This is a genomic window from Terriglobus albidus (genome assembly GCF_025685425.1).
Classification (GTDB): domain Bacteria; phylum Acidobacteriota; class Terriglobia; order Terriglobales; family Acidobacteriaceae; genus Terriglobus; species Terriglobus albidus.
Genome location: NZ_JAGTAS010000052.1, coordinates 141,884 through 167,629, shown reverse-complemented (window position 1 = coordinate 167,629; position 25,746 = coordinate 141,884). Strand labels below are relative to the sequence as shown.

Sequence of the window (25,746 nt, the reverse complement as noted above, 5' to 3'; positions counted from 1 at the left end):
TGACGGTTTTAAACATCCCGAAGGGTTGAGGCTGCGTATGAACGGCTGAGTCTGCAAGGGGTAGCGAATAGGGGACGGATGAGTAAAGTTCGAATCAATGATCTGGCGCGCGAACTGGAGGTCAAGAGCAAGTCGATTCTCGACGCTTTGACCGCAGTGGGTGTGACCGAAAAGAAGACGCATTCAAGCTCGCTGGAAGAAGATGAAGCCGAGCGTGTGCGCACATACCTCCGCGGCGGTGCGCCGTCGAGTGGAGCGCGCGCTGCCGCCAGCGAACCCAAAATCGATCTTTCGAAGATCTCGAAGCCTGGCGATGCGCTGAAGGCGATTCTGGAGCGCAAACAGGCTGAGCAGCAGGCGCATTCGCGCCCGGCGGCCCCGCCGCCGCAACGCCCCGCCGTGGCTGCGCCTCCGCAGCGTCCGGCCGTCGCTACACCGCCGCGCCCCGGCGTGGTGGTGACTCGTCCGGCAGTCGCTCCCCCGGTGGCAACGCCTCCGGCTGCGACCCCGGCGCCGTCGTCTAGCCCGGCCGCCCCCGCAGCCCCGGCTGTGACCGCCCCAAGCGCACCGGCTGCAACATCCCCTTCACAACAACCGGCTGCTCCGCGGCGTATCATGCCGCAGATGGAGCGCCGCGGCCCCCAGATCATCGCTCCTAAGGCGACGCCCCCTGCTCCTGCCATTGCCGGCCGTCCTCCGGCCGGTCCGGTAGTCGCGGCTCCGCGTCCGGCTATCGCTGGTGTACCTCCGGCGGGCGCTGGTGCTGTTGTGGCCAAGCCGCCCGTGACCCCGGCAGCTCCAGTCGCCCACGCACCTGCTCCTGCCGCAGCTGCCTCTCATGCCGCACCGGCTGCTCCGGCGGAGCAGCCGGCAGCTACTCCGGCACCGCCGGAGGCACCGGCTGCCACTCCTGCCCCCGCCGCGGCAGCACCTGCGGCTCCTGCCGCACCGGCAGCACCCGCACGCCGCGTAATCATGCCGCAGACCGGACCGCGCCCGACGTATACCGCTCCTGTCGGCGCGGCGAATCTCGGCGTGCAGCGTGGCCGTCCCATCTTTGAACGCCCGCGTCCTTCCGGACCGGGTGGCGGTGGCCAAGGCGGTCCAGGTGGCGGCGGTCGTCCTCCCCTGCGTCCCGGCGAGCGCCGTCCGATGCATCCGACGCGTACGCACCCGACCGGTGGTCCGGGTGGCGGCCGTCCTGGTTTTGGCCAGCGTCCTGGCTTCGGTGGTCCGCGTCCCGGCGGAGCACCGGGCATGCTGCCGCCTCCGGGTGACGTCCCTGGGGCACCGACCGGCCGTCCCGGACAGCGCCCCGGCGGAAATCGCCGCGGCCAGCAGTACGAGAAGAGCAAAGAAGGCCCGATGAAGGGCTTCAACGCTCCGCGCTTCGGCGGTATGCCGGTTTCGCGTGAGCCCGTACCGATCACGAAAAATCTCACCGTGACCGAGGGCATCAGCGTCAAGGACCTGGCCGAAAAGCTGGAAGTCCGTGGTAAGGATCTGATCGCCTCGCTGCTGATGAAGGGCGTTTTCGTCACCGTGAACCAGTCGCTCGACAATGAACTGGTGAAGGATGTGTCGCGCCAGTTCGGCGCGGACGTCAGCATCATCTCGGTGGAAGAACAGCTCGAGAACGAGGCCATCGAGGGCCTGCTGGAAGATACCTCCGGCATGGTGGAGATCGTTCGTCCGCCGGTGGTCACCGTCATGGGTCACGTCGACCACGGCAAGACCAGTCTTCTGGATGCGCTGCGTGAGACCGACGTCGCCAGCGGCGAAGCCGGTGGCATTACCCAGCACATCGGCGCCTACAAGGTCCATGTCACCAAGGAAGGCTCGCCCGCTTTTGGCCGTGAGATCGTCTTCCTGGATACGCCGGGTCACGAGGCCTTTACACGCATGCGTGCCCGCGGCGCCAAGGTGACGGATATCGTCGTGGTCGTGGTAGCAGCCGACGACGGCGTAATGCCGCAGACCCTGGAAGCTATCGATCACGCACGTGCGGCCAAGGTGCCGATCATCGTTGCGGTCAACAAGATCGACAAACCTGAAGCAAATCCGGATCGCGTCATGCAGCAGCTTGCTGATCGCGGTCTGCAGCCGGATAGCTGGGGCGGCGATACGCCGTTCGTTCAGGTATCGGCGAAGAAGCGCATCAACCTCGACGGCCTGGAAGAGATGATCTGCCTGGTCGCCGACACGAACGAGCAGAAGGCTACTCCGGAGCGTCCGGCGGTCGGTACTGTCATCGAAGCCAAGCTCGACCGCGGCCGTGGCGCCGTGGCCTCGATCCTGGTGCAGAACGGTACGCTGCGCGTCAACGACAGCTATATCGTCGGCAACACCTTTGGTAAGGTGCGCGCCATGTTCGACGACCGCGGCCGCTCGATCCACGAGGCGGGGCCGTCGACACCGGTGGAGATCCTGGGTCTGGAAGGTATTCCGGATGCCGGCGATACCTTCCTGGTGATGGCGGACCGCGACAAGGCCAAGGGCATTGCGCAGTACCGCAAGATGAAGGAGCGCGAGGCGCAGCTTGCCAAGTCGAGCCGCGTGTCTCTGGAAGGCCTGGCGGAGCAGATCAAGCAGGCCGGCGTGAAGGACCTGAACATCATCCTCAAGGGCGACGTGCAGGGTTCGGTCGAGGTTCTGGCCGACTCGCTGCAGCGCATGTCGACCGAGAAGGTGCGCGTAAAGGTACTGCACTCGGGTGTAGGTTCCATCACCGAGAGCGACGTTCTGCTGGCAACCGCGTCCAACGCGATCATCATCGGCTTCAACGTGCGTCCGGAGCGCAAGGCTGCCGAACTGGCCGAGCAGGAAAACGTCCAGATCCGTATGCACTCCATCATCTACGAGCTGCAGGACGAGATCACCAAGGCGATGTACGGTCTGCTGGAGCCGGTCTACCGCGAGCAGTACCAGGGCCGCGCCGAAGTGCTCAATGTCTTCAAGATCTCGAAGGTGGGTCAGATTGCCGGTTGCACAGTGCGCGACGGCGTCATTCACCGCAACTCGCAGGTACGCGTGAAGCGCGACGGCGAGGAGATCTGGAAGGGCAAGATCACCAACCTCAAGCGCTTCAAGGACGATGTCAGCGATGTTCGCGAAGGCTATGAGTGCGGTATCGATCTCAACTTCAAGGACATCAAGGTCGGCGACATGATCGAGGCGTACACCACCGAGAAGATCGCCGCCGAGCTCGGAGCCAATACCGCCGAACTGCGGGAAGCCGCAGCCAAGGCAGCTGCCGCACACGCGTAAACCAGGTTGCATCGAAACAAAGAAAGGCAGGCCTTCGGGCCTGCCTTTTGTTTTGCCCGACGTTGTTCGTGCGGGTGGGAAAATGAGACGAGGAGCCACTTCGTGAGCTTCTGAATGGAGGAACTGCCGTGGCCACTGTAAAGCTCTGGACAGACGACGAGATCAACAAGGTGCCGGAACTCAAAGCTGTCTTCGACGACATTCGCGCTGTTCGCAAGACGGATTTCGTGAACAACTTCTGGCGTGCTCTCGCGAACCAGCCCGCGCTGCTGCAGAGGACATGGGCGAGTATCAAAGAGGTGATGATCGAGCCCGGAACTCTCGATCCTCTTACGAAGGAACTGATCTATATTGCCGTCTCGACGGTGAACAGTTGCCCTTACTGCATCCACTCGCATACTGCGGCCGCACGAACGAAGGGGCTTTCCGACGAGCAACACGCTGAGTTTCTTGCGGTCGTCGGTATGGCGGCGGAGACAAATAACCTGGCGAATGCGATGCAGATTCCGGTGGATAAAGAGTTTCTTGTTGGATAGAGTATTTTCCCTGTAGGTGTAGTCCAGAGCATCGGCATCGATGGGCGTTTTCCGCAATGAAAACACCAGGGATCTGCTTTTCCAGAGGGTTGTCCCAGGTAAGAAAACATTGGTCGAGACGCAGATTTCTCCGCTACTCTTCACCCCAGCCAGCGAAGCTGGCCGGGGACGCCGAGCGCTTCGAAATGACAAACAAACGTGCCGTTGCTCTAAGCGCTGAAGGCGCGTTCTATACCAGCCTGGGGCAACGCCCCAGGTTTCGGTGCCCCAGGCTGGGTAAGGGCTGAAGGCCCGCTCTATAGTTCTGCATGCTTTGCGGGCATCGTCGTTGTTCAATGTATCGAAAGGTTAGGGCATCTTCCCTCTAGGTGTAGTGGAGGGTTTCCGCGCCTATGGGCGATTTCCGCAATGAAACGCCGCTGCACTCCTCGTCCGGAATACCCAGCAACAGTGAAAATGCTTTATTGATGATACTGATCGTTCTGGAGTACGCTGACTCCTCGCCAACCCCAATAAACACAATGGCGCTGAATTAATCCCTGATCATTGAGGGTCATCGCTTCTACAAAATCCATTTGTTCCTTGTCCGGTGTTTCACGCGGGTACTCCCAGATAAGGTGTTTCCCATCGGTGAAGAATCCGCTGCGGAAATATTGACGCAGAGAGGGCTTGCGCTTTGCCAGAATCTCGAAAAAGGGGCGCAATTGCTCGTGGCCGCGACAGACACCATCTTCCTGATCCATCAGGTGCGGGACCAATGGGCTCTCCAGTACAGCGTCAGGAGCGTAGCAGGCCAATAAGCGCTCGGGGTCGTTATGGGATAGCGCATCATCCCATTGCACATACATGCGCTCTACTGCTTCATTGGAATACTCGGGAGTGAGAGCGTTTATTTTTACCTCTGTTGCCTGTGGCATAAATTCCTCCTCTGCTCTGCAGGTAATTGCCGTTGAGACGGCGATGTGCGATCTTGCGTTGTCACCCTTGCCGATGAAGGTCTTATGTGATTGGGCCACTATACTTTTTGAGTGAACTCCCTTCGCATTCTGCCTTTGTACGACCCTTCGCACCGCCCATCCAGTTGGAATGAGCGTATGGCCGAAGGCGAGTTCGCCGTGTTGTTCAGCGGCGATCGCCCGGAGACAGTTGAGGGAGAGGCGACGCCGGAAGGTCCTTTCTGCGTTGTTGCGGCGGATATGGCCGATGCCGAGCGTTATGCACGCGAGGTGGTGGTCCTATATCCCACGATGATTACGCGTGTGTATGACCGCCGCGGTATGGTGGGAGCTCCGCTCTTTGAAGCACATGGGGCCAAAGCTAACCACAGCGAGATCTCGGCGCGGTTCAGACGTTGGGCGGGTGGCAGCCTGTTTGGTGTTGGCGCCGCACTCGGGCTGGCGGAGATCATCTCGGGTTTCACTATCAACTGGGCCGGTATGCTGGCTGCGCGTTTGCTTCCTGTAGGAGTGGTGCTGCTGTTAACTGAAGCTGCGATTGTGGTGGGCGCACGCCGCGAGCAGAAGCGGAAGCCTCGATGACCTTGCTCATTCTGTTGCCGCTGCAACTGGCGGTGATCCTGGCAGTGACCTGGCTGTGCGGAGCGTTGGCGCAGCGGTTGAGCCAGCCGCGAGTGATCGGCGAGATCGCCGGCGGCATTCTGCTGGGGCCGGTCGCGCTGGGACGCTGGATGCCGGCGGTGACCACAATGTTATTTGCTCCCGCGCGTCTGTCCTGGTTGGAACTGCTCAGCAACGTTGGGCTGGTAGCGTTTCTCTTCCTGGTCGGCGCGGAGCTGGATCTGCGTGAGGTGGCGCATCATGTACGGCGCGTGGTGGCGACGACCGCAGGCAGCATTCTACTGCCGTTCCTTGTTGGAGCCTTATTGGCTCCGATTCTTCTGCGGCATTATGGCGTGGCTGAGGATGCTCGCTGCGGATTCCGTATCTTTCTCGCCGTGGCCATGAGCATCACAGCGCTGCCGGTGCTTGCTCGCATCCTGCGCGACCGCGAGACAGCGGGCGTGCCGGTAAATGCGGAGGTAGCGCAGCAGTCGCTGCTGAGCGCAGCCCTTAATGATGCCCTTGCATGGTGCGTTCTGGCAGCGTTGCTGGCAGTGCTGCACGGCGGTGGCGCGGTTGAGATCGTGGTGCGGCTCAGTCTCCTGGTGGCCTTCATCGTTGTGATGATGGCTGGCGTGCGGCCAATGTTGCGCCGTGTCTCACTGGAGCGTCCGGTATGGACCGTGGTGCTGGTGCTGCTGCCTGGCATCAGCGCATGGGTGACCAACGCGCTTGGCATTCACCTGTTCTTTGGCGCTTTTCTGGCCGGTATCTGCGTTCCGTCGGAACGCGTCGCGGGCATCATGGAGCGGCTCTTCCTGGTCGTTTCAGCCTGGACTCTGCCTGCATTCTTCGCACTGACCGGCCTGCGGATGCGGCCGGAGCTCTTTCACGCGGGCGGCTGGAGTGATCTGCTGCTGGTACTTGCCGCAGCCGTGCTGGGCAAGATCGTGGGAGGGATGTTCGGTGCGGTCGTTGCAGGTACGCCGTGGTCGAAGGCCCTGCGGATCGGCGTGTTGCTGAATACGCGCGGGCTGGTCGAGCTGATTGTGCTGAATGCCGGCTACCGCGAAGGCATTCTCAATGCCCAGGTCTTCACCTTGCTGGTGTTGATGGCGGTGGTAACAACCGCGATGACCGGCCCGTTGTTGGACTTAACGGCACGACGGAATGTGGTGTAATCGGGGTGAGACCTTACCTCGATCCGGAAAACCTATCCTGAAGTGGCGCAGCGCGTTGCGTTCGGGGATGTCTCTATCTCTTGCCTGGAGTCGAATGAATGAAACGGCGTGAGTTTTTGCGACAGTCGAGTGCATTTGCGGGGGTCGGCATGCTCGGCCTGGCCGGGTGTGCGAAGAGGCCGGTGACAGCAGGCAGCGCAACCGCTCCAGCACTGCCGTTCTATGACCGCGTACCCGAGCTGGTGCCGATCCGCGCCCATGAAGACCGCCTTTTCCGCATTACGGTATGCCTGCGTCCTTTCCGTGCGCAGGGTCCCCGGCTTGAGGTAGAGAAGGTCGGTGACAAGATCGTCTCGCATAATTACGGTCACGGCGGCAGCGGATGGTCGTTGAGCTGGGGCTCGGCGGCTGTGGCGGTCGAGAACGCGATGAGGGCGAGCAACGGCGATAAGGAGATTGCCGTGATCGGCTGCGGCGCGCTGGGGCTTACCTCTGCCATCACGGCGCAGCGTGCAGGTGCCCATGTCACCATCTACGCCAAGGAGCGTCCACCCGAGGTGCGTTCCGCACGCGCTACCGGAAGCTGGACTCCGGACTCACGCGTCGCTCTCAGCAATGTAGTGGCGCCCGCGTTTGGCGATTTGTGGGAGCTTATGGCGCGCACCAGCTGGTCGATGTATCAGAGCTATCTCGGAATGCCGGGAAATCCGATCGAGTACTTTGACAGTTACCAGTTGAGCGATTTCTCACCGGAAGAGGCGCAGAAGCGCCGCGAAAGCCAGGCGCAGGGGGCAGGACGTCATGAGTTCGCGCGCTACGCCTCGCGCATCCGGGATATCACGGCAATGCCGCAACTGCTGCCCGCTGGGTCGCATCCATTCCCGACGAAGTATGTACGCCGCAATACGACCCTGATGTTCAATGTGGCCGACTACTCGCGCCAGTTAATGAACGACTTTCTGATCGCAGGTGGAAAGGTTGAGAGGGTCGAGTTCCACTCTCCCGCCGATCTCGCGGCGCTGCCGCAGAAGACCATCATTAACTGTCCGGGCTACGGTGGCCGTGCTCTCTGGAATGACGAGTCGATTACGCCGGTACGCGGTCAGATCGCATGGCTCATTCCGCAGGAGAATGTGCACTACGGTCTTGGCTATAAGAACGTAAACATCGTCGCTCGCCGCGACGGCATTGTCGTGCAGACCAGTCTCAACGGCGAAGAGTCCGGCTGGAACGAAACCGATGAGACGCCCAACCAGGAAGAAGCCGTGACTGGTGTACATCTGCTGCAGGAGCTCTACAGCCGTATGGAAGCGATGCAGCGCCGCGGTAACAAGATGGCATAGGAGTGCCATCCAGTTTCTGACGGTCAGGAATTGGATGACACACCCTTCGTCCATGTAGAGTGGTGGCGGAGGTTGTCATGAATCGTCGTTCGATGTTGCTGAGTATCGTGGCCGGGCTTTGTTGTAGCCCGCTGATGGCGCAGATGGGTGGTGGTCAACCGGGTGGCGCGATGGCGAGTCCGCCGGCCAAGGCTGAGGTTGCGCTGGGGCCTGTAAAGATCACCGTGGACTATCACACACCGTCGATGCGCGGCCGTAAGGTCATGGGTGGCCTGGTGCCCTACGGACAGGTGTGGCGTACCGGAGCGAATGAAGCGACTACCTTCGTTGTGAGCGGCGGCAATATCTCAGTCGCTGGAAAGCCGGTTGCAGCCGGCAACTACACGATCTACACCCTGCCCGGCGAGAAGTCGTGGCAACTGATCATCAGCATGGAGACCGGGCAATGGGGCACCGAGTACCATGCCGATCGCGATCTGGTCCGTGTCAACATGGACGTAAAGACCCTGCCTTCTCCGCAGGAGAAGATGAGCATCAGCTTTGAGAACACCGTGGGCAAACGGACGGACATGCACATCAAGTGGGAGACGACAGACGCCTCCGTGCCGATCATCGTTCGTTAAGATTTCCGAGAAGACTAAGGCACGTCCGGTAGGACGTGCCTTAGTCTTTTAACCGGAGTGGAGCAATGAACCTTCAAGCGATTCAGGAAGCTCTGCGCGAGATCGGCGCGGATGCATGGCTGTTCTATGACCATCACTATCGCGACCCTATCGCGTACCGCATCCTCGGCCTGGGCGGGGGATTGCATGTCACCCGCCGCTGGTACTATCTGGTTCCCGCCTATGGCGAGCCGAAGAAGCTGGTGCATCGCATCGAATCGCTGCGGTTGGATGGGCTTCCTGGCCAGAAGGAAGAGTACAGCTCCTGGCAGGAACTTGAAGCAAAGCTCGAACGGCTGACGACCGGCGCGACGAAGATCGCCATGCAGTACTCGCCGCGCAACGCCATCATGTATGTGTCGATGGTGGATGCCGGAACGGTGGAGCTGCTGCGGAGCTGGGGCAAGCAGATCGTATCGTCTGCGGATATGGTCAGCCGCTTTGAGGCGGTTCTTACTGAGGAGCAGGTCGCTTCACACTACAAGGCGCAGGTATTGCTGGATGAGATTCTTGCTGCGGGCTGGGAGCAGATTGGCGACCGTGTGCGCTCCAGTGGAACCGATGAGTTCACCATGGTGAACTGGCTCAAGGAGAAGATCGAGCAAGCCGGCATGATCACCGAGCACGGACCCAATGTGAGCGTCGGCCCCAATGCGGCCGACTCTCACTATGAGCCCTCGCCGTCGAGCTCACGACCGATCCGCAAGGGAGACTTTGTCCTGATCGATATCTGGTCGAAGATGGCGGGCGACCCAAATGCAGTCTGGTATGACATTACCTGGACCGGTGTCGTAGACCGCGAGCCGACCGAACGCGAACAGCAGACCTTCGCAACGGTAACAGCAGCGCGCGATGCCGCCATCAAGACCGTCGAAGAGGCGTTTGCTGCGAATCGTCCGATCGCGGGATGGGAGGCGGATGAGGCTTCGCGTACTGTCATTCGCAACGCCGGCCAGGCAGCCTGGTTTACGCATCGCACCGGTCACAATATTGCGATCGAGCTGCACGGCAACGGAGCGCATCTGGATAACCTGGAAACGCACGACGAACGGCTGATCCTGCCGATGACCTGCTTCTCCGTGGAACCAGGGTTGTACTATCCGGGTGCGTTCGGTCTCCGCAGTGAAGTCAACATGATCACGCGGCCGGGCAAAGCGGTCGTGACAGGAAAGATCCAGAGGGAACTCGTTCGGATCTAACGGTCAAGCCATAGCCGCGCGTAGCGCTTTTGATTCGTCTTCCCAGTCGGGTGCCCCACCCTCGCAATGCTAGGGCATTTCCCTGTAGGTGTAGAGTAGGGCTTCCGTATCTATAAGCGTTTTCCGCAATGAAAACGCCGCTGCACTCCCTTCCGGGATACCCAGCAACAGGGAAAATACTCCAGGGTGGCAGAGAAGCCACAATTCTTTTCCCGGCCACAAAAGCGCTGAAGGCGCGCTCTATACCAGCCTGGGGCAGCGCCCCAGGTCACCGCCCCTAAGACAGAGGAAGGGCTGAAAGCCCGCTCCATAGTTCTGGAATAGGAAGAGAAGCAGATCCTTACGGTATGACAAACAAAATGGGCAACATTCAAATACCCATGTTCTACATGGGTATTTGTGATTCGTTAAAACCGTTTTAGTGCTTGATGAAATACATCAGCCAGCTCGCGACAATCACCCCGCCAACAAACATCGCAAAGCAGTACGCGCCAAAACGAACCATCGCTTTGGGTTCGCTACGCTGCGTAATGCCGAAGACCACTGATGTAAACAGCGAGAAGAGCAGAACAGCGGAGAAGTGGGAGAGGCTCACAGGGGCTTCCTCCCGTTCGCCAGCGAATGTGCATCGACCGCCGCCATAATATTCAGCAGACCCGCCACAACGATAAAACGCGTGCCGTAGTCGGCGACAGCGATCTGTACCGACGCGTGTCCCCAATCCAGCAGACGAGCAAGCAGATACAGAAGTCCCGCGCCGAGGTCTCCGGCGAAGTTCAACATATCGAGCAGATCGCCGGTATTGGGCTGGTAGATCTTGCCCTGCAGGCCGATGCCGATGAAGAACATGCTCGTGATGGAGACGAAGATCAGCGCCGCGCGGATGGGCTTGCGGACAAAGAGATGACCCGCACCGGGAACCAGCCATCCGGCCAGAAGCGCCATGATTGGGAGTGTCTTGGATTCTCCGGCGAGCGAGGCCGGCACCTGTGAATGCGTTGCCATTCCGTCTCTGATGATATCAGCCCGTCAGGCGCGCCTAACGGGCTGTGGTTAGAAGTTCCCGTTTATCCCAGACCATGGCGTCAAAGCGATGGCGGGTGTGGAAGCCGAGATCCTCGTACAAACCGACGGCAGAGGTGTTTTCTTCGGTGACCGTAAGGGTAATGGCTTCATATCCGCGCTGCCGCAGGCCGGCTGCCGCCTTCTGGATCAGCATGCGCCCATAGCCCTGGCCGCGCAGCCTGGGTGCGACGCAGAGCTGCGTAATATGCGCCACGTGGTCGCAGACGCGGGAACAGAGGATCATTCCTTCCAGCGTGCCGCCGTCGGGGTCAATCATCACCCAGGACGACTCTGCATCGAAGACACCGCAGCCGGGAAAGCGGACGATGTTATGCAGAAAGCGCAACGATCCATGCAGTGAGCGGTATTGATCGTTGATGGAGGCGTCCAGATGGCCGCGGTAGGTGCGGTGGATCAGCTCGCCCGCCGGCTGGAAGTTGGCATTGACCCACTGCCGCAGCACCAGCGGCTCGGGAAGCTTGTGTTCCGGATGGGACGCAGGCAGGGCTGCGTTCTGCTTCAGGTCGCAGTGCAGGAAGAGCCGTGGGTGTACGCGGAAGCCCGTTGTTAAAAACGGAGCAGCCAGAGATCCGGCTGGATGCAGCAACAACTGCGACTCCACACGCTGCACCTGCGGTGAGTGCTGCAGGGTCTCGATGAGATGGGTTAGCAGACGATGCTCGATATCTTTGGCGTTCTCAGATTGGGTCGCGTGAGCAAAGGTGTCCCCAACGACGGCTTTGTCTCCTTCATAAACGCTGAAGGTGTAACCACAGACATTACCGTTGTCGAGCGCGACGTAGCCCGGCAGGATGCGGGCATCCAGATACTGCAGCAGCAGTTCGATCGAGGTGGAGTAGTCCCACTCCAGCAGGTCCCTCCACTGCCGTGCTTCTTCTTCCAGAAGAGACCGAAGCTGGCGGCCAGAGTAGTGCCGAAGGTCAAGCAGGTCGAGTTGTGCGGCTGCGCTCACAGGTCGTTTGGGGCCTTGCAGCAGCTTAGCGGAGTTAACGCCGATTGTGTGCGGAAGGTTTTTCCGAAAAGTTTGCGGTCTGGGTTCCCGCAGAGACGCGGTAGACCGCCAGTCCCTGCCACTCATAGAGGAAAAGCGGCGTGTAGAGGCGTCCCGCAAGGATCGTGGAAAGCTGGGGAATGTCGCGTTCCCGAAGGACCAGGATGTGCTGTTCCTGGGGAATCTCGGCGATAATATTGACCTTCTCCGTCGCACTTTCCTCGTGGAAGTAGTGGCGGAGCGGCTGGTTGCGGTAGAACGCCAGGCCGTAGTCCATGTCACGGCGGATGTGATAGGTCGCCAACGTGGGGATATCCGGGGCTTCCTGGGCGATGCGCTCCGCCAGGGGGCGGGCGGAGTAATTGGCGTCCAGCAGCCAGCCGTTCATCCTCAACAGGAAGAAGAGCAGTGCCAGGACCGGCGCCAGAGTGATGGCGCGCAGGTATTTTGTTCCCCATCGGCGGACGGTCAGGTAAATGGCGGCCCCGGTCACAGCCGCCCAGAGTGCCGCCCAGAAGATGGTTTTGGCTGCCGGAACAAAGCGCTCATAGATCATGTACTGCGGGCAGAGCAGAAGCACAAACGTCATCGTGGAGACGACGACAGCGTGGCCGCCGAGCAGCCACCACTTGAGCTTGTACTGCCGCACGCGGTACAGGTAGTCGCCCGTCAGAATGGTGATCGGTGCAATAGCCGGCAGAATGTACCCGGGGAGTTTGGAACCAGAGAAGGTGAAGAACAGCACCGGAAAGATGGCCCAAATGACCAGGAACTCCGGGAAGGCATCACCCGGGCGGGTATTCCCTACGTAGCGAACCCGATTATGGCGCACCCTCCACTCCGCAACCGAGATCTGGATGGAGTCCACCATGGCCCGGAGGCTCATCACCGTCCAGGGCATCAGACCCAGGATCAGTACGACCAGGTAGTAGTAGATCGGCTGGTGGTGCTGGTAGCGATCGGTAGCGAAGCGCTCAAGATTGTGCTGCAGGAAGAAGAGCCGGTAGAAATCCGGGTTGCGGAGCTGTACGGCGATGAACCACGGCAGCACCATCGCCAGGTAGAGAGCCACTCCCGGCAGCCAGATGGTGCGGCGCACGATATTCCATTCCCGCCGCAGACCGGCAAACAGCAGCAGGATGCAAATGATCATGAAGGGCGCTATCGGACCCTTGGCCAGAGTTGCCGCGCCGCCGAAGAAGTAAAGATCGAAGAGCCAGAACTTCTTGCCTGTCTCATACCAGGCGTACCAGCCGAGCATGCCGATGGAAAACGGCGCGGCCAGCTGCATATCCGTGGAAGCGCCGCGGGAGAAAGCCACCATCGCGATACACGAGGCCGTGATCAGGGCTGCATCCAGGTGCCCGCCCGGACGAAAACGGCGCATGTGGAGGTAGATCAGCAGGATAAGGGCGAAGGTGGCTGTTGTAGAGGGTAAACGGGCCGACCAGTCGGAGATGCCGAACTCCTTGAAGAAGCTCATGGCGCGCCAGTAATAGAGCGCCGGCTTTTCCAGCCAGGGAACACCATAGAGGATCGGAGTAATTGCGCCTGCGGTCAAACAGTGATAGCTGGCCGTCAGATCTTTCCAGGCCAGGCTGCGGGGCCGGACGGTAGTGTGGAGGGCGTGGCACTCGGCTGAGTGGACCTCCAGCATCTCGCGGGCTACCTGCGCGTAACGAGGCTCGTCTGCGCCAACCAGGCCCAGCTCGGTTCGGCTGATATGCAGGTGACCAATGCGGAGCGGAATCAAGCCGAAGGCCAGCAGCCAGGAGGTCACCAGGAAAAGGACAACCAGCTCCTGTGTCGCAGAAAAAGCCTCAGCCGTTCGCAGCCGGTGAAGCCACCGGCGTACGCCATCGTTGGGCGGAGTCATCTCAGCTTTGTCGCGCAATGAAAACTAGGCTAACAGAGTTCGGCTTGGAGGCGTTTGACGACCAGATCAATGACGGTTTCGAGGTCGCCATCGACCGTGCAGCCGCTGGCGTTCAAGTGTCCGCCGCCGCCGAAGTGCTCAGCCACCCGGGCTACATTGGCTCGCCCTTTACTACGGATGCTGAGCCGGAACTGAGGACCGCTGTTAGCAGTGGTCCGAGGCAGCTCCCGCAGAAAAACTGCGCAGTCGATTCCGGCGATGGAGATGAGATAGTTCACGACGCCCTCGCAATCCTCTTCCTGGGCTGTGCTTTCCAGCATGTCTTCCAGCGTGATCCACGCCCAGGCAAGTTTGTCCTGGATATTGAGCTTGGAAAGGGCGGCTCCAAGGATGCGGATCCTGGGCGCCGGATTGGTGAAGTAGACCTCACGGGCAATCCACGCTGCGTTGGCCCCGGCGAGAACCAGGTCACGGGCGAGAGCGAAGGTGTCCGCATTGGTGCCCGCGAAGGTAAATGAACCGGTATCGGTAAGCACGGCGGCATACAGGCAGGTCGCCATCTCGGGGGTGATGGTGGCTCCAGCCGCCAGCGCCAGGTGATAGATCATTGCCGCCACAGCACATGCTTGCGGATCAATCCAGTTGAAGTCGGCAAACTCCCGTCCGCTGGAGTGATGGTCGATATTGATAAGAAAGGTGCCATTGGTGCCGCGAACCCGCGACCGCTCCACCGAGTCGCATTCAAGAAGAATGACGGCATCGTAGGGGCCTTCGACGGACGTGGCGACGCGGATGCGGTCCACCTGCGGCATATTCAGGTAGATCGCGGGCACGGGATCCGCGACCACCATGTCACAGGTTTTGCCGAGCTGCTCCAGCAGCATTGCTGTGGCCAGCAGGGAACCGATGGCGTCACCGTCAGGGCGTGCGTGCGAGGTAATGAGGAAATGCTGCCGGCTGCGGATTTGATTTAACAGCTCTGAAGTGGCGGCAAAATAGGTCACTGACCCGCCTTTCGCTCACGTTTCCTGGTGCGCGTGAGCAGCTCATCGACCCGGGCGGTGAGCTTTTCGGAGCGGTCAATAACGAAGGTGAGCTCGGGAATCTGTCGTACACCCATCCGTTCCCGTATCTCGGAACGGATGTACGCCCGTGCGGCCATCAGGCCTTCACGGGTGGAAAGTTCGGTGGCTTCGTCCCCTTCGACAGAGACAAAGACACGGGCTGACTTGCCGCCAGGGGCAAGAACGACCTCGGTGACGTGACAGAGACCGATGCGTGGGTCGGAGAGTTCGCCTTCAATCATGATGGCGATCTCGTCGCGAAGGGTACCGATGACTCGGTTGCGGTGATGGGCTTTGGCTCGCTGCTCAGGCATAAAATCTTGGGGAACCAGTGAGGATACCAGAGTCGGCGCTTGACGCCTAACGTAATTAAGAGGCTGCGATGGCTCTACGGCCGCCGGGACTGAGGCAGGTTCTCCAAGCCATAAGATTTCCGGAAAACATGAAAGGAGGCCCGCCCGGCAGGCCTCCTTTCATGGGATGACATTTCTTGGCGACCGACGACCCTCAGAGGAGGGTCCCTGTTGCTGGGTATCCCGGAAGAGGAGTGCAGCGGCGTTTTCATTGCGGACAACGCCCCATAGAGGCGGAATCCTACAGCACACCCACAGGAAATTGCTCTAACGGCTGACGACAAGGATTTCGAAGCTGTCTGGAAGAACCGTTGGGCGAGGACGAGGTGTGGCAGCCGTCGGAGCTGGTGCTGGGCCGTACTTGGCGGCGCCCAGGAAGATCTTCCCGGCGGCCGCGTCGAAGGCCATGGTTTTGGCGCCGCGTGCCGTGGGCAGCGTCTGGATGGTTGGGAAGCCCGCCTTGCTGGTATCAACAACGCTCAGGGAACCCTCGCCGTTCGAAGAGAAGGCAAAGCCGGTCTTGGCATCGAAACCAGCTGCATCGGGCGAGTCTCCGATCGATGCGAGGCCAAGCAGCTTGCCGGAGGTGAAATCGACGATAGCCATCTTCTTGCCGTCACACACTGAGAACAGGCGACGCTTGGCGTTGTCGATGGCCATGCCCGAAGGAGACTCGCAGCCGGCCAGCGGCCATGTGCCCACAATCTTCTTGCCTTGGGCGTCGAGCTTCACGATCGAATTTGCATCTTCAATGTTGACGAAGACAGCGCCGTGGCCATCCGCCTGCGGAAACTCAGGCTTGCCGGGAAGGGCAATGGTGGCGACGATGGTGTTATTGCTCGTGTCCAGGACGGAGACATTCTTGCTGCGTCCGTTGAAGGCCCACACGGTCTTCGTAGTCGGCTCATAGGCGATGCCGTCGGGGTTCGTTCCGGCAGGAACCGTTGCTTTCACCGCGAGCGATGTGCGATCGAAGACGACGATGGCATTGCCCGCGCCGTCACTGATATAACCCGTCTTTCCATCAGGATTAAGCGCGACGCCATGCGTGCTCTTCAGACCGGTAATAGCGCCGATCAGCTTGCCTGTGGCAGTGTCGACGACCTCAACCCGCGCGTTGTGAGCGATGTAGAGGCGATGCGCGGCGTCATCGCTGAGCATATAGTCCCAGCCACCCTGACCGCCAACCTGCCAGTGGTCCGCGATGTGATAGGCCTGCGCGTGAGAGACGGAGGCAAGAGAGAGAAGAACGGTTCCTGCTAGCGGGAACAAGCGCATGACGAAGACTCCAGGATGAGCTCGGGATTGACCGGCACACTGAGTTTCGTTGCGCCGCCTTAACTTACCCTGAAGTCTTGTTACGCGTTGTTAAAGATTTCAGGGAGGCTTGCTGTACGAGGCCGTTACGAACTCGAAACGCGTCAAGCACTGCAATGCGTAGCGATTTCTGCACTCCCCTACAATTGGATGAGTCGCCTTATCGAGGTCACTGCCTGTTTGCCGCTGTTCGAAGTCGCCTAATCAGTGCCGCTCCCACCGTTACCGCTATCAGTTTGATGGCAGGGAATACCGGTCTCCTCTTGAGACGGGGTCTCCACCCGAACCTTGATACGGCGGTTGGCTTCCTTTGGATTGCGTCAGACTATGCGCTTCGGCAGAAACCCCGTTATCCTGTCGCCGCACCCAGGCTCAATGCCGCGGGAGTAATCCTGGGCAGTCTGCTGCTTTCAGCAAGTGGTTTCCATGCGGGATACATCGATTGGAACCGGGTGAGAACGCCTCTTGGCTACATTCCCGCCGCAGCCGTTGTGGGTTTCCAGAATGAACTGCGCCGATTTGGCCAGCGCCTCACAGCATCGCGTTTCGGCATCGCGAAGTTCCTCGGAGCGGTGTTGAAACATCCCTATGCGCTGTCGGCGCTTCTATGCTCTTACGGTGTTGTGGAGCTGATGAAAAGTGCTTTGCATGCGCACGATACGGGACTCGTTGCCATTAGCAGTGCTTACGGGCTGGGAACTCTGTCTTTGTCCTTGCTGGACTATGGACGAGCAGGCGGAAAGCTCGAAGAAGCTTCCGAGACTTCAGCCACAGAACAAAGCGCCGAAGTAGAAGCGAGATAAGCGAATGACTTCTCAAGAACGAAGGAGTCACGGTAGTTAGGGCGCATCGATAATTTCTGGATCCCATGCATCGGGTGCCAATGTCCCTGGGGGACATTGGCACGGCCTTTATTTTCCAAAGCACTTCTATCTATCGATGCCAAATCGACGCTAGGGCTATAGAAATACGGTCGCGCAAAGCGCGATACCCCACGCTAAACCCCAGCGAACAAATTCGCCGGGGACCCCACCCTTCGCGATAAAACCCGCGAAGAATGGGGCAACGAGTGTCTACTGCTTCCAAAGTCAGTTGATTGTTTACTTTCCTGACTGAATCGCCTTGGCACGATCTTCCACAGCCTTCATCACGCGCAGCATGTTGGCTCCATAGATCTTCTTGATGTCTTCCCCGGTGTAGCCCTTCTCCAGCAGCTTGCGCGTCAGGTTAGGGAACTTCGCGTAAGAATCAAGGTCCTTGGGAACACAGGCCACACCGTCGAAATCAGTTCCAATGCCGATGGCGTCGATGCCTGCAACCTGGCGGACGTGATCGATATGTGCGACCACATCGTCAATGGTTGCAGGTGGAAGCGCTCCCGCGAACTGTTCGCGAATCTTATCCACGGCGGCCTCACGCTCCTTGGGATCGCTAATCTTCTGCGCTGCTTCATATTGCGGGCGGATCTTCGCATTCAACTCCCGCGAGCCTTCAAAGTAGCTTTGCGAAAGGAACTCGCAACCGAAGTTGATATTGACGACGCCGCCTTTGGCTGCAAGCGCCTTAATCATCTCGTCAGTCATATTGCGGGTGTATCCGGTGACGGCGCGGCAGCCGGAGTGCGATGCAATGATGGGCGCGGTGGAGGTTTCAAGGGCATCCCAGAAGGTCTTGTCTGCCGTGTGCGAGATATCGACCATCATGCCCAGGCGGTTCATCTCCTTGACGATCTCTTTGCCCAGCGGCGTGAGGCCGTTATGGTGTTCCACCTTTGGGTTGTCGATATCGCCCTGCGAGTCTGCCCAGTTATTGGTGTTGAAGTGCGTCAGCGTCATGTAACGGACGCCCAGGGTGTAGAAATCGCGCAGCAGGCGAGGAGAATCCTCAATGGCGTGTCCGCCTTCGATACCCATCAAGGCTGCAATCTTGCCCTGCTTCTTCGCCTCATAGACGTCGGCGGCAGTGGTCGCAAGAAGGAAGTCTTTCGGATGGCCCTCAACAACATCGTGGCGCACCGTATCGATCATCTGTAGCGCCCGGTTCGCCGAGTGATTTCCTTCGACATAATTCGCTCCCACATAGACGGCGAAGAACTCGCCTCCCAGCACGCCTTTCATGCGGGCAAGGTCAGTCTGTCCTTTCTTGTTGGGCGTGGCGATATCGTATCCCGTCACCGTCTCGGAGGTGATGTCGTTATGCATGTCGATCAGGATGGCTTCACGGGTGATCTTGTTCACCTCGGCATCGGTCACCTTCTTTTGAGCAAAGGCTGCCATGGGAAGCAAGAGGGTAGCGGCGGCGATACGACGGGCAGAGACCAAAACAAACTCCTTGTGCGGGATGGATGAGTAAAAGATAAACGGCTCCGGTGTGACCGGAGCCGTTGTGCGGCTGGTTCGATGCGATCAGGAGAAGTGCACCGGAACGGCGATACGTTCCATCTGTTCGAGGTCCGCTTTGACCGGAGTGTCCATCACTTCCTTGAAGGCCGTACGGAACTTCGCCATATCCTCCTTGGTGCCGACGGAGATGCGTACGACGTTAGGCCAGATGGGCCAGGTGCGGCCGATGATGACCTTCTTCTGCGCCATCGCCGCCATCACCTGACGGCCGTTACGGCCGGTATCGATCATGAAGCAGTTGGACTGCGAACCCGGAATGACCTTGTATCCGCAGTCGGTCAGGAACTTCAGTGTCTCGGTGCGAGCCTCGCCAATGTACTTCTTGCGCGCGGGCACCAGGTCCTTGTCTTCCAGGGAGACGCGCGCCGCGATCGAAGAGGTGACCGCCATGGCATTTTCGCCGCACTCGGTCAGCTTCTTGAGGACCTCCGGATGCGCCACGGCAAGCCCGGCGCGGATACCCGCCATGCCATAGATCTTCGAGAAGGTGCGCAGGATGATGATGTCCTTGCGCGTGTTGACCTGATCAACAACGCTCTTCGCATCGGAGAGATGGATGTAAGCCTCGTCGACCAGAAGCATGGTCTCCTTCGGCTTGTTGTCCAGCAGCCACAGGATGTCTTCACGTGACGTGATGGTGCCGGTCGGGTTGTTGGGGTTGCACAGATAGATCACGCCGGCGTTCGGCGCCGCGGCGGCTAGAGCCTTCACGTCATGAGAATAGGTGGAGGTGAGCTCTTTGGTGATGGTCTTGGCGCCGGCGATTGCAGCGGCGCGCTGCGCAGCCTCATAGGTTGGGTTGGCCGTGACCAGTGGCTTGTCGGGTCCGGTGTACTTCAGGACGGAGTAGTGGAGTGGCTCGCTCGATCCGGCATAGACGGCAACGTAGTCGGGCTCGACACCATTTTGTTTGCCGAAGACCTCCATGAGCGAAAACATTTCCAGGAAGTCGTAGCGTCCACCTTTGGCGGCAACTTCGGCGATGGCGGTGCGGGCTGCCTCGCAGGGGCCGAGCGGATTTTCGTTGGCATTGATGAGCACGGCGTCCTTCGGCATGGAGGCCATCATCTGCTTCATCATCTGCATCTGTGAAGGTTGTTTTGCGGGTGCTGCGCCAGTCTGTTGTGCTGCCCAGGCAAAGTGAGATTCGGTGAGGACCGGGATGCTGGCGGCGGCAGCACCCATACTACAGAGGAACGAGCGGCGGGAAACCGGGGACGACATGACATATCTCCTTGTTGAAAAACACGTGGATCGCGGGGGCCGGGTGTCTTCAAATCTTGAGGGAAGTCGAAGAAATCTTCAAGTGAATGCGAATAGATGAAGAGATCAATATAAAAATTCGTTGACACGTTACCGGGGTGCTGGCAGACTCAAACCAATCTCACCAACCTACGGTTAGCATCCTCGGGCCCGAACGACTCGCAGGAGGCTGCCGGAGTCTATGTACGTGGTTTCGTTCCGCGCCGAACAATGCGGAACCCTCACAGCAGTCTCGTAAGTTCAAGTTTGTTCTTCCGTCGTAGCAAGAGCAGATTCGCAGAGATAGTTGTAAGCAGTACCGGTCCTTTTTTGTAGAGCAACTGACAGTCAAGGCGAAAACGCCAAGGGGCGTCGTGTCGGCACATCGACATAAGTCGATGCACAGCCGCATCTCGTCGCCGCTCAAAGTTCTTTCTCACGGAACTGCCGCCGCCGTGTGCGCGCACACGTGTACCCGCCGGTGGCCCAAGGCATGTGTCACGAAAAGAAGTTCTCAGGGAGGTTGTAGTGGCTGTTATCCGTACTCGTTTCCAATGGCTGATGGGGCTGCTGGCGGTGGCGTTGATGTTCGCACCCGGCATGCTCGCGCAATCCTATTACGGCACGCTGAAAGGCAGTGTCACTGATTCCCAGGGTGCCGCAATTGCCGGCGCTACCGTTACGTTGACCGATGTAAACACCAAGATTGCACGTACCGCGGTTTCAAATGGAGCCGGCGAGTACCTGTTCAGCGCCGTCGATCCTGGCACCTTCGATCTGACGGTGACCTCGGCAAACTTCCAGACATATGTCCGTAAGGGCGTCAACGTCGCCACGCAGCAGACGGTGACCATTGATACCCCTCTCGCGGTTGGCGCCTCGTCCACGACGGTTGAAGTCACCGCAGACGCACCGCTTGTCGATAGCTCTACCGCATCGAATGGTCAGGTCTTCGATACCCAGAAGCTGCAGGATCTTCCCAACCTGGGCCGCAATCCCTTCCTCCTCACCAAGCTCAACACCAACGTGACGGCAACGGGCGATCCGCGCTTCAATCGTTTCCAGGACCAGTCCGGTTCATCGGCGATCTCCGTTTCAGGCGGACCGATCAACGGCAATAACTACGAGATCGATGGCGTACCGGTTACCGATTTCTCCAACCGAGCCGTGATCATTCCTTCGGTCGACGCCGTGCAGGAAATGAAGATCCAGACCAACACCTACGATGCAGAAATGGGCCGTACCGGTGGTGGTAACTTCAACACGCTGCTGAAGAGCGGTACGAACACGCTGCACGGCAACCTGCTCGGCACAACGCGTCAGACCAACTGGTCAGCGAACACCTGGAACAACAACTACAACGGCACCGGACGTCCGAACATCACGCAGTACACCTATGAAGGATCCATTGGTGGTCCCGTTGTGATTCCTCACCTGTACAACGGCAAAGATAAGACGTTCTTCTGGCTGACCGAAGAAGGTTATCGTCAGCGCTCTCCTCTGGCGACGAACTACTATTTGCCAACGGCGGCAGAGCGCAGCGGTGATTTTTCCAGCAGCTATGCAGATGTTGCGCGGACAACTCAACTGAAGATTTATGATCCGGCGACGACTGGATCGACGGGTAATCGTACGCAGTTCGCAGGCAATATCATTCCTTCCAGCCGTCAGTCTGCGATCGGCCAGAAGATCCTTGCCGCGCTGCCGACCTGCACTTCCATCTGCACAGCGACTACTTCCTATGGTGGTACCAACTTCCGTCCAACGGATCTTCTTGGCGACCGGGCGGACGAGTTCGTTGGCAAGCTCGATCATCAGATCACCCAACGTTGGGCTGCGAACATCTCCTATATGCACTATGGCTCGAAGGAGCCAGGTGGTAATCCGCTGGGTTCGTTTGCGGGTGATACCAACTCCTACCTGCTCTACCGTAAGGTAGACGCCACCACCGTCAACACGACCTATACCTTGAATCCGACGACGGTATTGACGGTTGGCTGGGGGTTCAATCGCTTCCCGAACAACACCCTCGACCTTACCAATAATTACGATCAGACGCAGCTCGGTCTACCTTCCAGCTATGTAAGCGCGCTTCAGAAGAAGTCGTTTCCGCGAGTGACGCTGACACAGATCAATGCACAGTTGGGAACCAATAACTCCGGACCGGCGGCGTTCTACTCTCGCAACTTCGTTGCAGGCATTTCCAAGTCGCTCGGTAAACAGTCACTGAAAGGTGGTTACGTCTACCGTTCCATCAGCGTAGACTTCACCAACGTCAGCAATGGTAATGGCTTCTTTACCTTCAACAACACCTTTACCGCTATCAATGCGAACTCGAAAAACGTAGGTGGTCTCGCCACTGGTGCCGATATTGCCGACCTGCTGCTCGGCTACCCAACAACCGGCCAGGTACAGATCGCCAGCAAGATCGCACTCAATGTTCCGTACCATGCCTTCTATATCCAGGATGATTACCGCTTAACCAGCCGGCTGACCCTCAATGCCGGTCTACGTTATGAATATGAGCCTGGAGTCCACGAGCGGAACAATAAATACGCGATCGGTTTCGACCGTACTGTCTCCAATCCAATTTCTTCTACCTCTGGCGTAGCGACCAAGGGCGGTATCATGTTCGCCGGCCAGAACGGTTACCCCACTACCTGCTGCAACAACAGCAATACGAAGTTCGCTCCACGTATCGGCCTGGTCTACTCTCTTGACCAGAAGACGGTTGTTCGTGCCGGATACGGCGTCTTTTATGCTCCGATCTACTACTCCACGAGCGCCTCGCTGGCTCCTGGTTATGTGTCGACCACCTCGTATGTTGCCTCTAACGACAGCAACAATACGCCGGCAAACTCCCTCGCGAACCCTTATCCGAACGGAATCAACCAGCCTGTAGGTAATTCGCTCGGATATTCGCAGGGACTTGGCGACGCTCTCACGACGATCGATCAGAATCGCCGGTCGCCGGTGGTGCAGCAGTACTCGCTCGATATCCAGCGTGAACTGCCATACGGTGTGGCGTTGCAGTTGGGGTATGTCGGTTCGAAGGGACGTAACCTGCTGCCTGGCAACGGCACCACCTATAACCTGGATCAGGTCAACCTGGGCGCAATTCCTTACGGCCAGGGTGCCTGCCCTGCCAACACCGGTGCTTCGGCTGCAACCTTCCTCAACGCGAAAAGCTCCAACCCTTACTACAATAAGGGTGGAATCGGAGCGATCGCTGCGGCAACCGTAGCCAACTCGCAGCTCTGCAAACCATTCCCTGAATTTACGACCGTCAGTATTCAGCCGAGCAACTCGAAGTCCTTGTACAACTCAATGATCATCAAGGCCCAGAAGAAGATGGCGCACGGCGCAACCTTCGTGACGGCATTGACCTGGTCCTCGAACTGGGACTCCAGCTTCGGTCAGGGCAGCAGCCTGAACCCCGGCAACAACGGACCGCAGGATATCTACAACCTGAATGGTGAGTATGCTCGCGCGATCAACAATACGCCTCTTCGTTATACGGCTGCCGGTACCTGGCAGCTTCCATTCGGAAGAGGCCGCGCCTACCTCAGCCACAACCGCTGGATTGATCTCGCGGTTGGCGGTTGGGATCTGAATTCAACCTTCGTCGCACAGCAGGGCGGGCCGGTTCCGATTCAGTTGAATACGAATAACAACTCCGGCTACGGAAATGCCGTGCAGCGTCCGAATCTGGTTCCGGGAGTGGACGTATGCACCTCCGGTTCGGTTCAGAGCCGCAATGGCCAGAATGGCAATAAGCTGTTCTTCAATACCAGCGCCTTTGCGGACCCGGGACAGGGGAACAATGGCAACGCTCCTCGTACCATCGGCAGCTGCCAGGCTCCCGGATACCGGAACGTGGATGCATCTATCTTCAAGGATTTCCATGCGGAGCGCGTGACCATGCAGTTCCGTGCGGAGTTCATGAACCTGACCAATACACCGCAGTTCGCGATCTCCTCGGCAGCCCTGAAAGTGGGTTCCTCTTCCTTCGGCCAGGTATCCACCAACGCCATCAACTTCCCGCGTCTGATCACGCTGGGTGGGAAGATCATGTTCTAACCGGAACGTGACATAACCGGAAGGGGCGCGGAGCAATCCGCGCCCTTCTGTTTTGTGTCCACAGGGCCAGAACTCCTCACCTTGATACAGTGAAACCTATGTTTGCACCAACACAACGGGTTCACTTTATTGGCATTGGCGGCATCGGTATGAGTGGGATTGCGGAGATCCTGTTGACGATGGGATATTCCGTCTCCGGCTCCGATCTGCGGCGCTCGCCCGTGACCGACCGGCTGGAAAAGCTCGGCGCTGTGATCTTTGAAGGGCATCGTGCGGAGAATGCCGCCGAGGCCGATGTCGTGGTGACCAGCTCTGCCGTAGCCAAAGACAACCCTGAAGTGCTGGATGCAAGATCGCGTAAGGTTCCCGTCATTCAGCGCGCCGAGATGCTGGCCGAGCTGATGCGGCTGAAGTACGGCATCGCCGTTGCCGGTATGCATGGCAAAACCACTACTACCTCGATGGTGGCCTCGGTGCTGGCCGCCGGAGGCCTGGACCCGACAGTCGTGGTCGGCGGGCGTGTCGCTGCTCTGGGCTCGAATGCCCGCCTAGGGACCTCACAGTATCTGGTAGCCGAAGCCGATGAGAGCGATCGCTCCTTCCTCAAGCTCCCCAGCGTCCTCGCCGTCGTGACCAATCTCGACCGGGAGCATATGGACTGCTACCGCGACATGGAAGATGTCGAAGGCGCCTTCATTACCTTTATGGACCGCGTGCCATTCTATGGAGCAGTCACAGCATGCATCGACAATGACCTGTTGCGCGCGATCCTGCCGCGGGCGAGCCGCCGCATCTATACCTACGGCGAGCGCGAAGAGGCCGACTTCCGGTTAAAGATGCTGCCGCGCACAGCGGGCTCCCACGCGTGCTTTCAGGTAGTCCATCAGGGACGTGTGATCGGGCCGCTGGAGCTGCATGTTCCCGGGAAGCACAACGTGCTGAACGCGACCGCGGCAGTGGCCATCGGGGTGCAGCTTGGAGTGACGGATGACAAGCTCATCGAGGGAATTGCTGCGTTTCGCGGAGTCGATCGCCGCTTCCAGATTAAAGGAGTGGCTCGCGGCATCACGATCGTCGACGACTACGGTCATCACCCCACCGAGGTGCAGGCGACCCTTCGCGCCGCCAGGGAATGCGGCTACGGACGCGTACTGGTGCTCTTCCAACCGCATCGTTATACCCGTACCCGCGATCTGATGGCGGAGTTCGCCGGTTCCTTTGGTGATGCAGATGTGCTGCAGGTGCTCGACATCTATGCCGCCAGCGAACAGCCCATCCCCGGCGTGAATACTCCGGCGCTGGTGGAGGAGGTTCGCCTTACCGGGCATCCGTCTGTGTCTCACGCTGAAAGCATGGAAGCGGCGGTGCAGGCACTGGCAACGGAAGCCCGTGAAGGAGACGTCATCCTGACCCTGGGAGCAGGGAATGTCTCTCACGCCGGAGCGCTGTTGTTGTCAAAACTGGAAGCGAGCGCATAGAGCATTTCCCAGTAGGTGTAGAGTAAGGCTTCTGCATCTATGGGCGTTTTCCGCAACAAAAACGCCGCTGCACGCCTCTTCCGAAATCCCCAGCAACAGGGAAAATGCTC

General features: G+C 59.1%; 20 protein-coding genes. 10 read left to right on the top strand and 10 right to left on the bottom strand.

What is annotated here, in order from left to right; all coding sequences use genetic code 11:
• Positions 1-78: 78 nt before the first annotated feature.
• Positions 79-3,267, top strand: a complete 3,189-nt coding sequence (gene infB, locus OHL21_RS11940) for a translation initiation factor IF-2 (RefSeq protein ID WP_263417499.1) — start codon at positions 79-81, stop codon at positions 3,265-3,267.
• A 128-nt stretch (positions 3,268-3,395) separates the two neighbouring features.
• A complete protein-coding gene (locus OHL21_RS11935; protein WP_263417498.1) occupies positions 3,396-3,803 on the top strand; it encodes a carboxymuconolactone decarboxylase family protein in 408 nt (135 codons plus the stop codon).
• A 461-nt stretch (positions 3,804-4,264) separates the two neighbouring features.
• On the opposite strand, the gene OHL21_RS11930 is transcribed toward OHL21_RS11935, so the two are convergent.
• Positions 4,265-4,720, bottom strand: a complete 456-nt coding sequence (locus tag OHL21_RS11930; protein WP_263417497.1) for a nuclear transport factor 2 family protein — start codon at positions 4,718-4,720, stop codon at positions 4,265-4,267.
• A 177-nt stretch (positions 4,721-4,897) separates the two neighbouring features.
• Between OHL21_RS11930 and OHL21_RS11925 the strand changes: the two genes are divergently transcribed.
• From OHL21_RS11925 to OHL21_RS11905, 5 genes are all read left to right on the top strand, one after another.
• On the top strand, positions 4,898-5,341 hold the full coding sequence (locus OHL21_RS11925) for a hypothetical protein (RefSeq protein ID WP_263417496.1): 444 nt from the start codon (positions 4,898-4,900) through the stop codon (positions 5,339-5,341).
• Complete coding sequence (locus OHL21_RS11920) at positions 5,338-6,543, top strand: cation:proton antiporter domain-containing protein (RefSeq protein WP_263417495.1); 1,206 nt, start codon at positions 5,338-5,340, stop codon at positions 6,541-6,543. The genes OHL21_RS11925 and OHL21_RS11920 overlap by 4 nt, the downstream gene beginning before the upstream one ends.
• A 98-nt stretch (positions 6,544-6,641) precedes the next feature.
• Positions 6,642-7,886 (top strand): FAD-dependent oxidoreductase, encoded by a 1,245-nt coding sequence (locus tag OHL21_RS11915; protein WP_263417494.1) that lies wholly within the window; start codon positions 6,642-6,644, stop codon positions 7,884-7,886.
• Between the two features lie 77 nt (positions 7,887-7,963).
• A complete protein-coding gene (locus OHL21_RS11910) occupies positions 7,964-8,509 on the top strand; it encodes a DUF2911 domain-containing protein (RefSeq protein ID WP_263417493.1) in 546 nt (181 codons plus the stop codon).
• A 65-nt stretch (positions 8,510-8,574) separates the two neighbouring features.
• Positions 8,575-9,747, top strand: coding sequence for a M24 family metallopeptidase (locus OHL21_RS11905; protein WP_263417492.1), 1,173 nt, complete (start codon positions 8,575-8,577; stop codon positions 9,745-9,747).
• 418 nt (positions 9,748-10,165) lie between these two features.
• Here OHL21_RS11905 and OHL21_RS11900 read toward each other — a convergent pair whose 3' ends face one another.
• The 7 genes from OHL21_RS11900 to OHL21_RS11870 form a co-directional block, all read right to left on the bottom strand.
• Complete coding sequence (locus OHL21_RS11900; protein WP_263417491.1) at positions 10,166-10,342, bottom strand: hypothetical protein; 177 nt, start codon at positions 10,340-10,342, stop codon at positions 10,166-10,168.
• Complete coding sequence (locus OHL21_RS11895; RefSeq protein ID WP_263417490.1) at positions 10,339-10,752, bottom strand: DUF6677 family protein; 414 nt, start codon at positions 10,750-10,752, stop codon at positions 10,339-10,341. The genes OHL21_RS11900 and OHL21_RS11895 overlap by 4 nt, the downstream gene beginning before the upstream one ends.
• 34 nt (positions 10,753-10,786) lie before the next feature.
• A complete protein-coding gene (locus OHL21_RS11890) occupies positions 10,787-11,785 on the bottom strand; it encodes a GNAT family N-acetyltransferase (protein ID WP_263417489.1) in 999 nt (332 codons plus the stop codon).
• A gap of 34 nt (positions 11,786-11,819) precedes the next feature.
• On the bottom strand, positions 11,820-13,700 hold the full coding sequence (locus OHL21_RS11885) for an ArnT family glycosyltransferase (protein ID WP_263417488.1): 1,881 nt from the start codon (positions 13,698-13,700) through the stop codon (positions 11,820-11,822).
• A 29-nt stretch (positions 13,701-13,729) separates the two neighbouring features.
• Complete coding sequence (locus tag OHL21_RS11880) at positions 13,730-14,704, bottom strand: DHH family phosphoesterase (protein WP_263417487.1); 975 nt, start codon at positions 14,702-14,704, stop codon at positions 13,730-13,732.
• The gene (rbfA, locus tag OHL21_RS11875; RefSeq protein WP_263417486.1) at positions 14,701-15,078 is read right to left on the bottom strand and encodes a 30S ribosome-binding factor RbfA; all 378 of its coding nucleotides are present in this window, start codon (positions 15,076-15,078) and stop codon (positions 14,701-14,703) included. Before rbfA ends, OHL21_RS11880 begins: the two co-directional genes overlap by 4 nt.
• A gap of 306 nt (positions 15,079-15,384) precedes the next feature.
• A complete protein-coding gene (locus OHL21_RS11870) occupies positions 15,385-16,395 on the bottom strand; it encodes a YncE family protein (RefSeq protein ID WP_263417485.1) in 1,011 nt (336 codons plus the stop codon).
• Positions 16,396-16,697: 302 nt separating this feature from the next.
• Between OHL21_RS11870 and OHL21_RS11865 the strand changes: the two genes are divergently transcribed.
• Complete coding sequence (locus tag OHL21_RS11865; protein ID WP_263417484.1) at positions 16,698-17,237, top strand: hypothetical protein; 540 nt, start codon at positions 16,698-16,700, stop codon at positions 17,235-17,237.
• 297 nt (positions 17,238-17,534) lie between these two features.
• On the opposite strand, the gene OHL21_RS11860 is transcribed toward OHL21_RS11865, so the two are convergent.
• Both OHL21_RS11860 and OHL21_RS11855 read right to left on the bottom strand, forming a co-directional pair.
• A complete protein-coding gene (locus OHL21_RS11860) occupies positions 17,535-18,755 on the bottom strand; it encodes a dipeptidase (RefSeq protein WP_263417483.1) in 1,221 nt (406 codons plus the stop codon).
• A gap of 84 nt (positions 18,756-18,839) precedes the next feature.
• Positions 18,840-20,060, bottom strand: coding sequence for a pyridoxal phosphate-dependent aminotransferase (locus OHL21_RS11855; protein WP_263417482.1), 1,221 nt, complete (start codon positions 20,058-20,060; stop codon positions 18,840-18,842).
• Between the two features lie 546 nt (positions 20,061-20,606).
• Here OHL21_RS11855 and OHL21_RS11850 point away from each other — a divergent pair.
• Entirely contained in the window at positions 20,607-24,158 is a 3,552-nt protein-coding gene (locus OHL21_RS11850) for a TonB-dependent receptor (RefSeq protein ID WP_263417481.1), read from the top strand.
• A 98-nt stretch (positions 24,159-24,256) separates the two neighbouring features.
• Complete coding sequence (gene murC / locus OHL21_RS11845) at positions 24,257-25,636, top strand: UDP-N-acetylmuramate--L-alanine ligase (protein ID WP_263417480.1); 1,380 nt, start codon at positions 24,257-24,259, stop codon at positions 25,634-25,636.
• Positions 25,637-25,746: the final 110 nt, after the last annotated feature.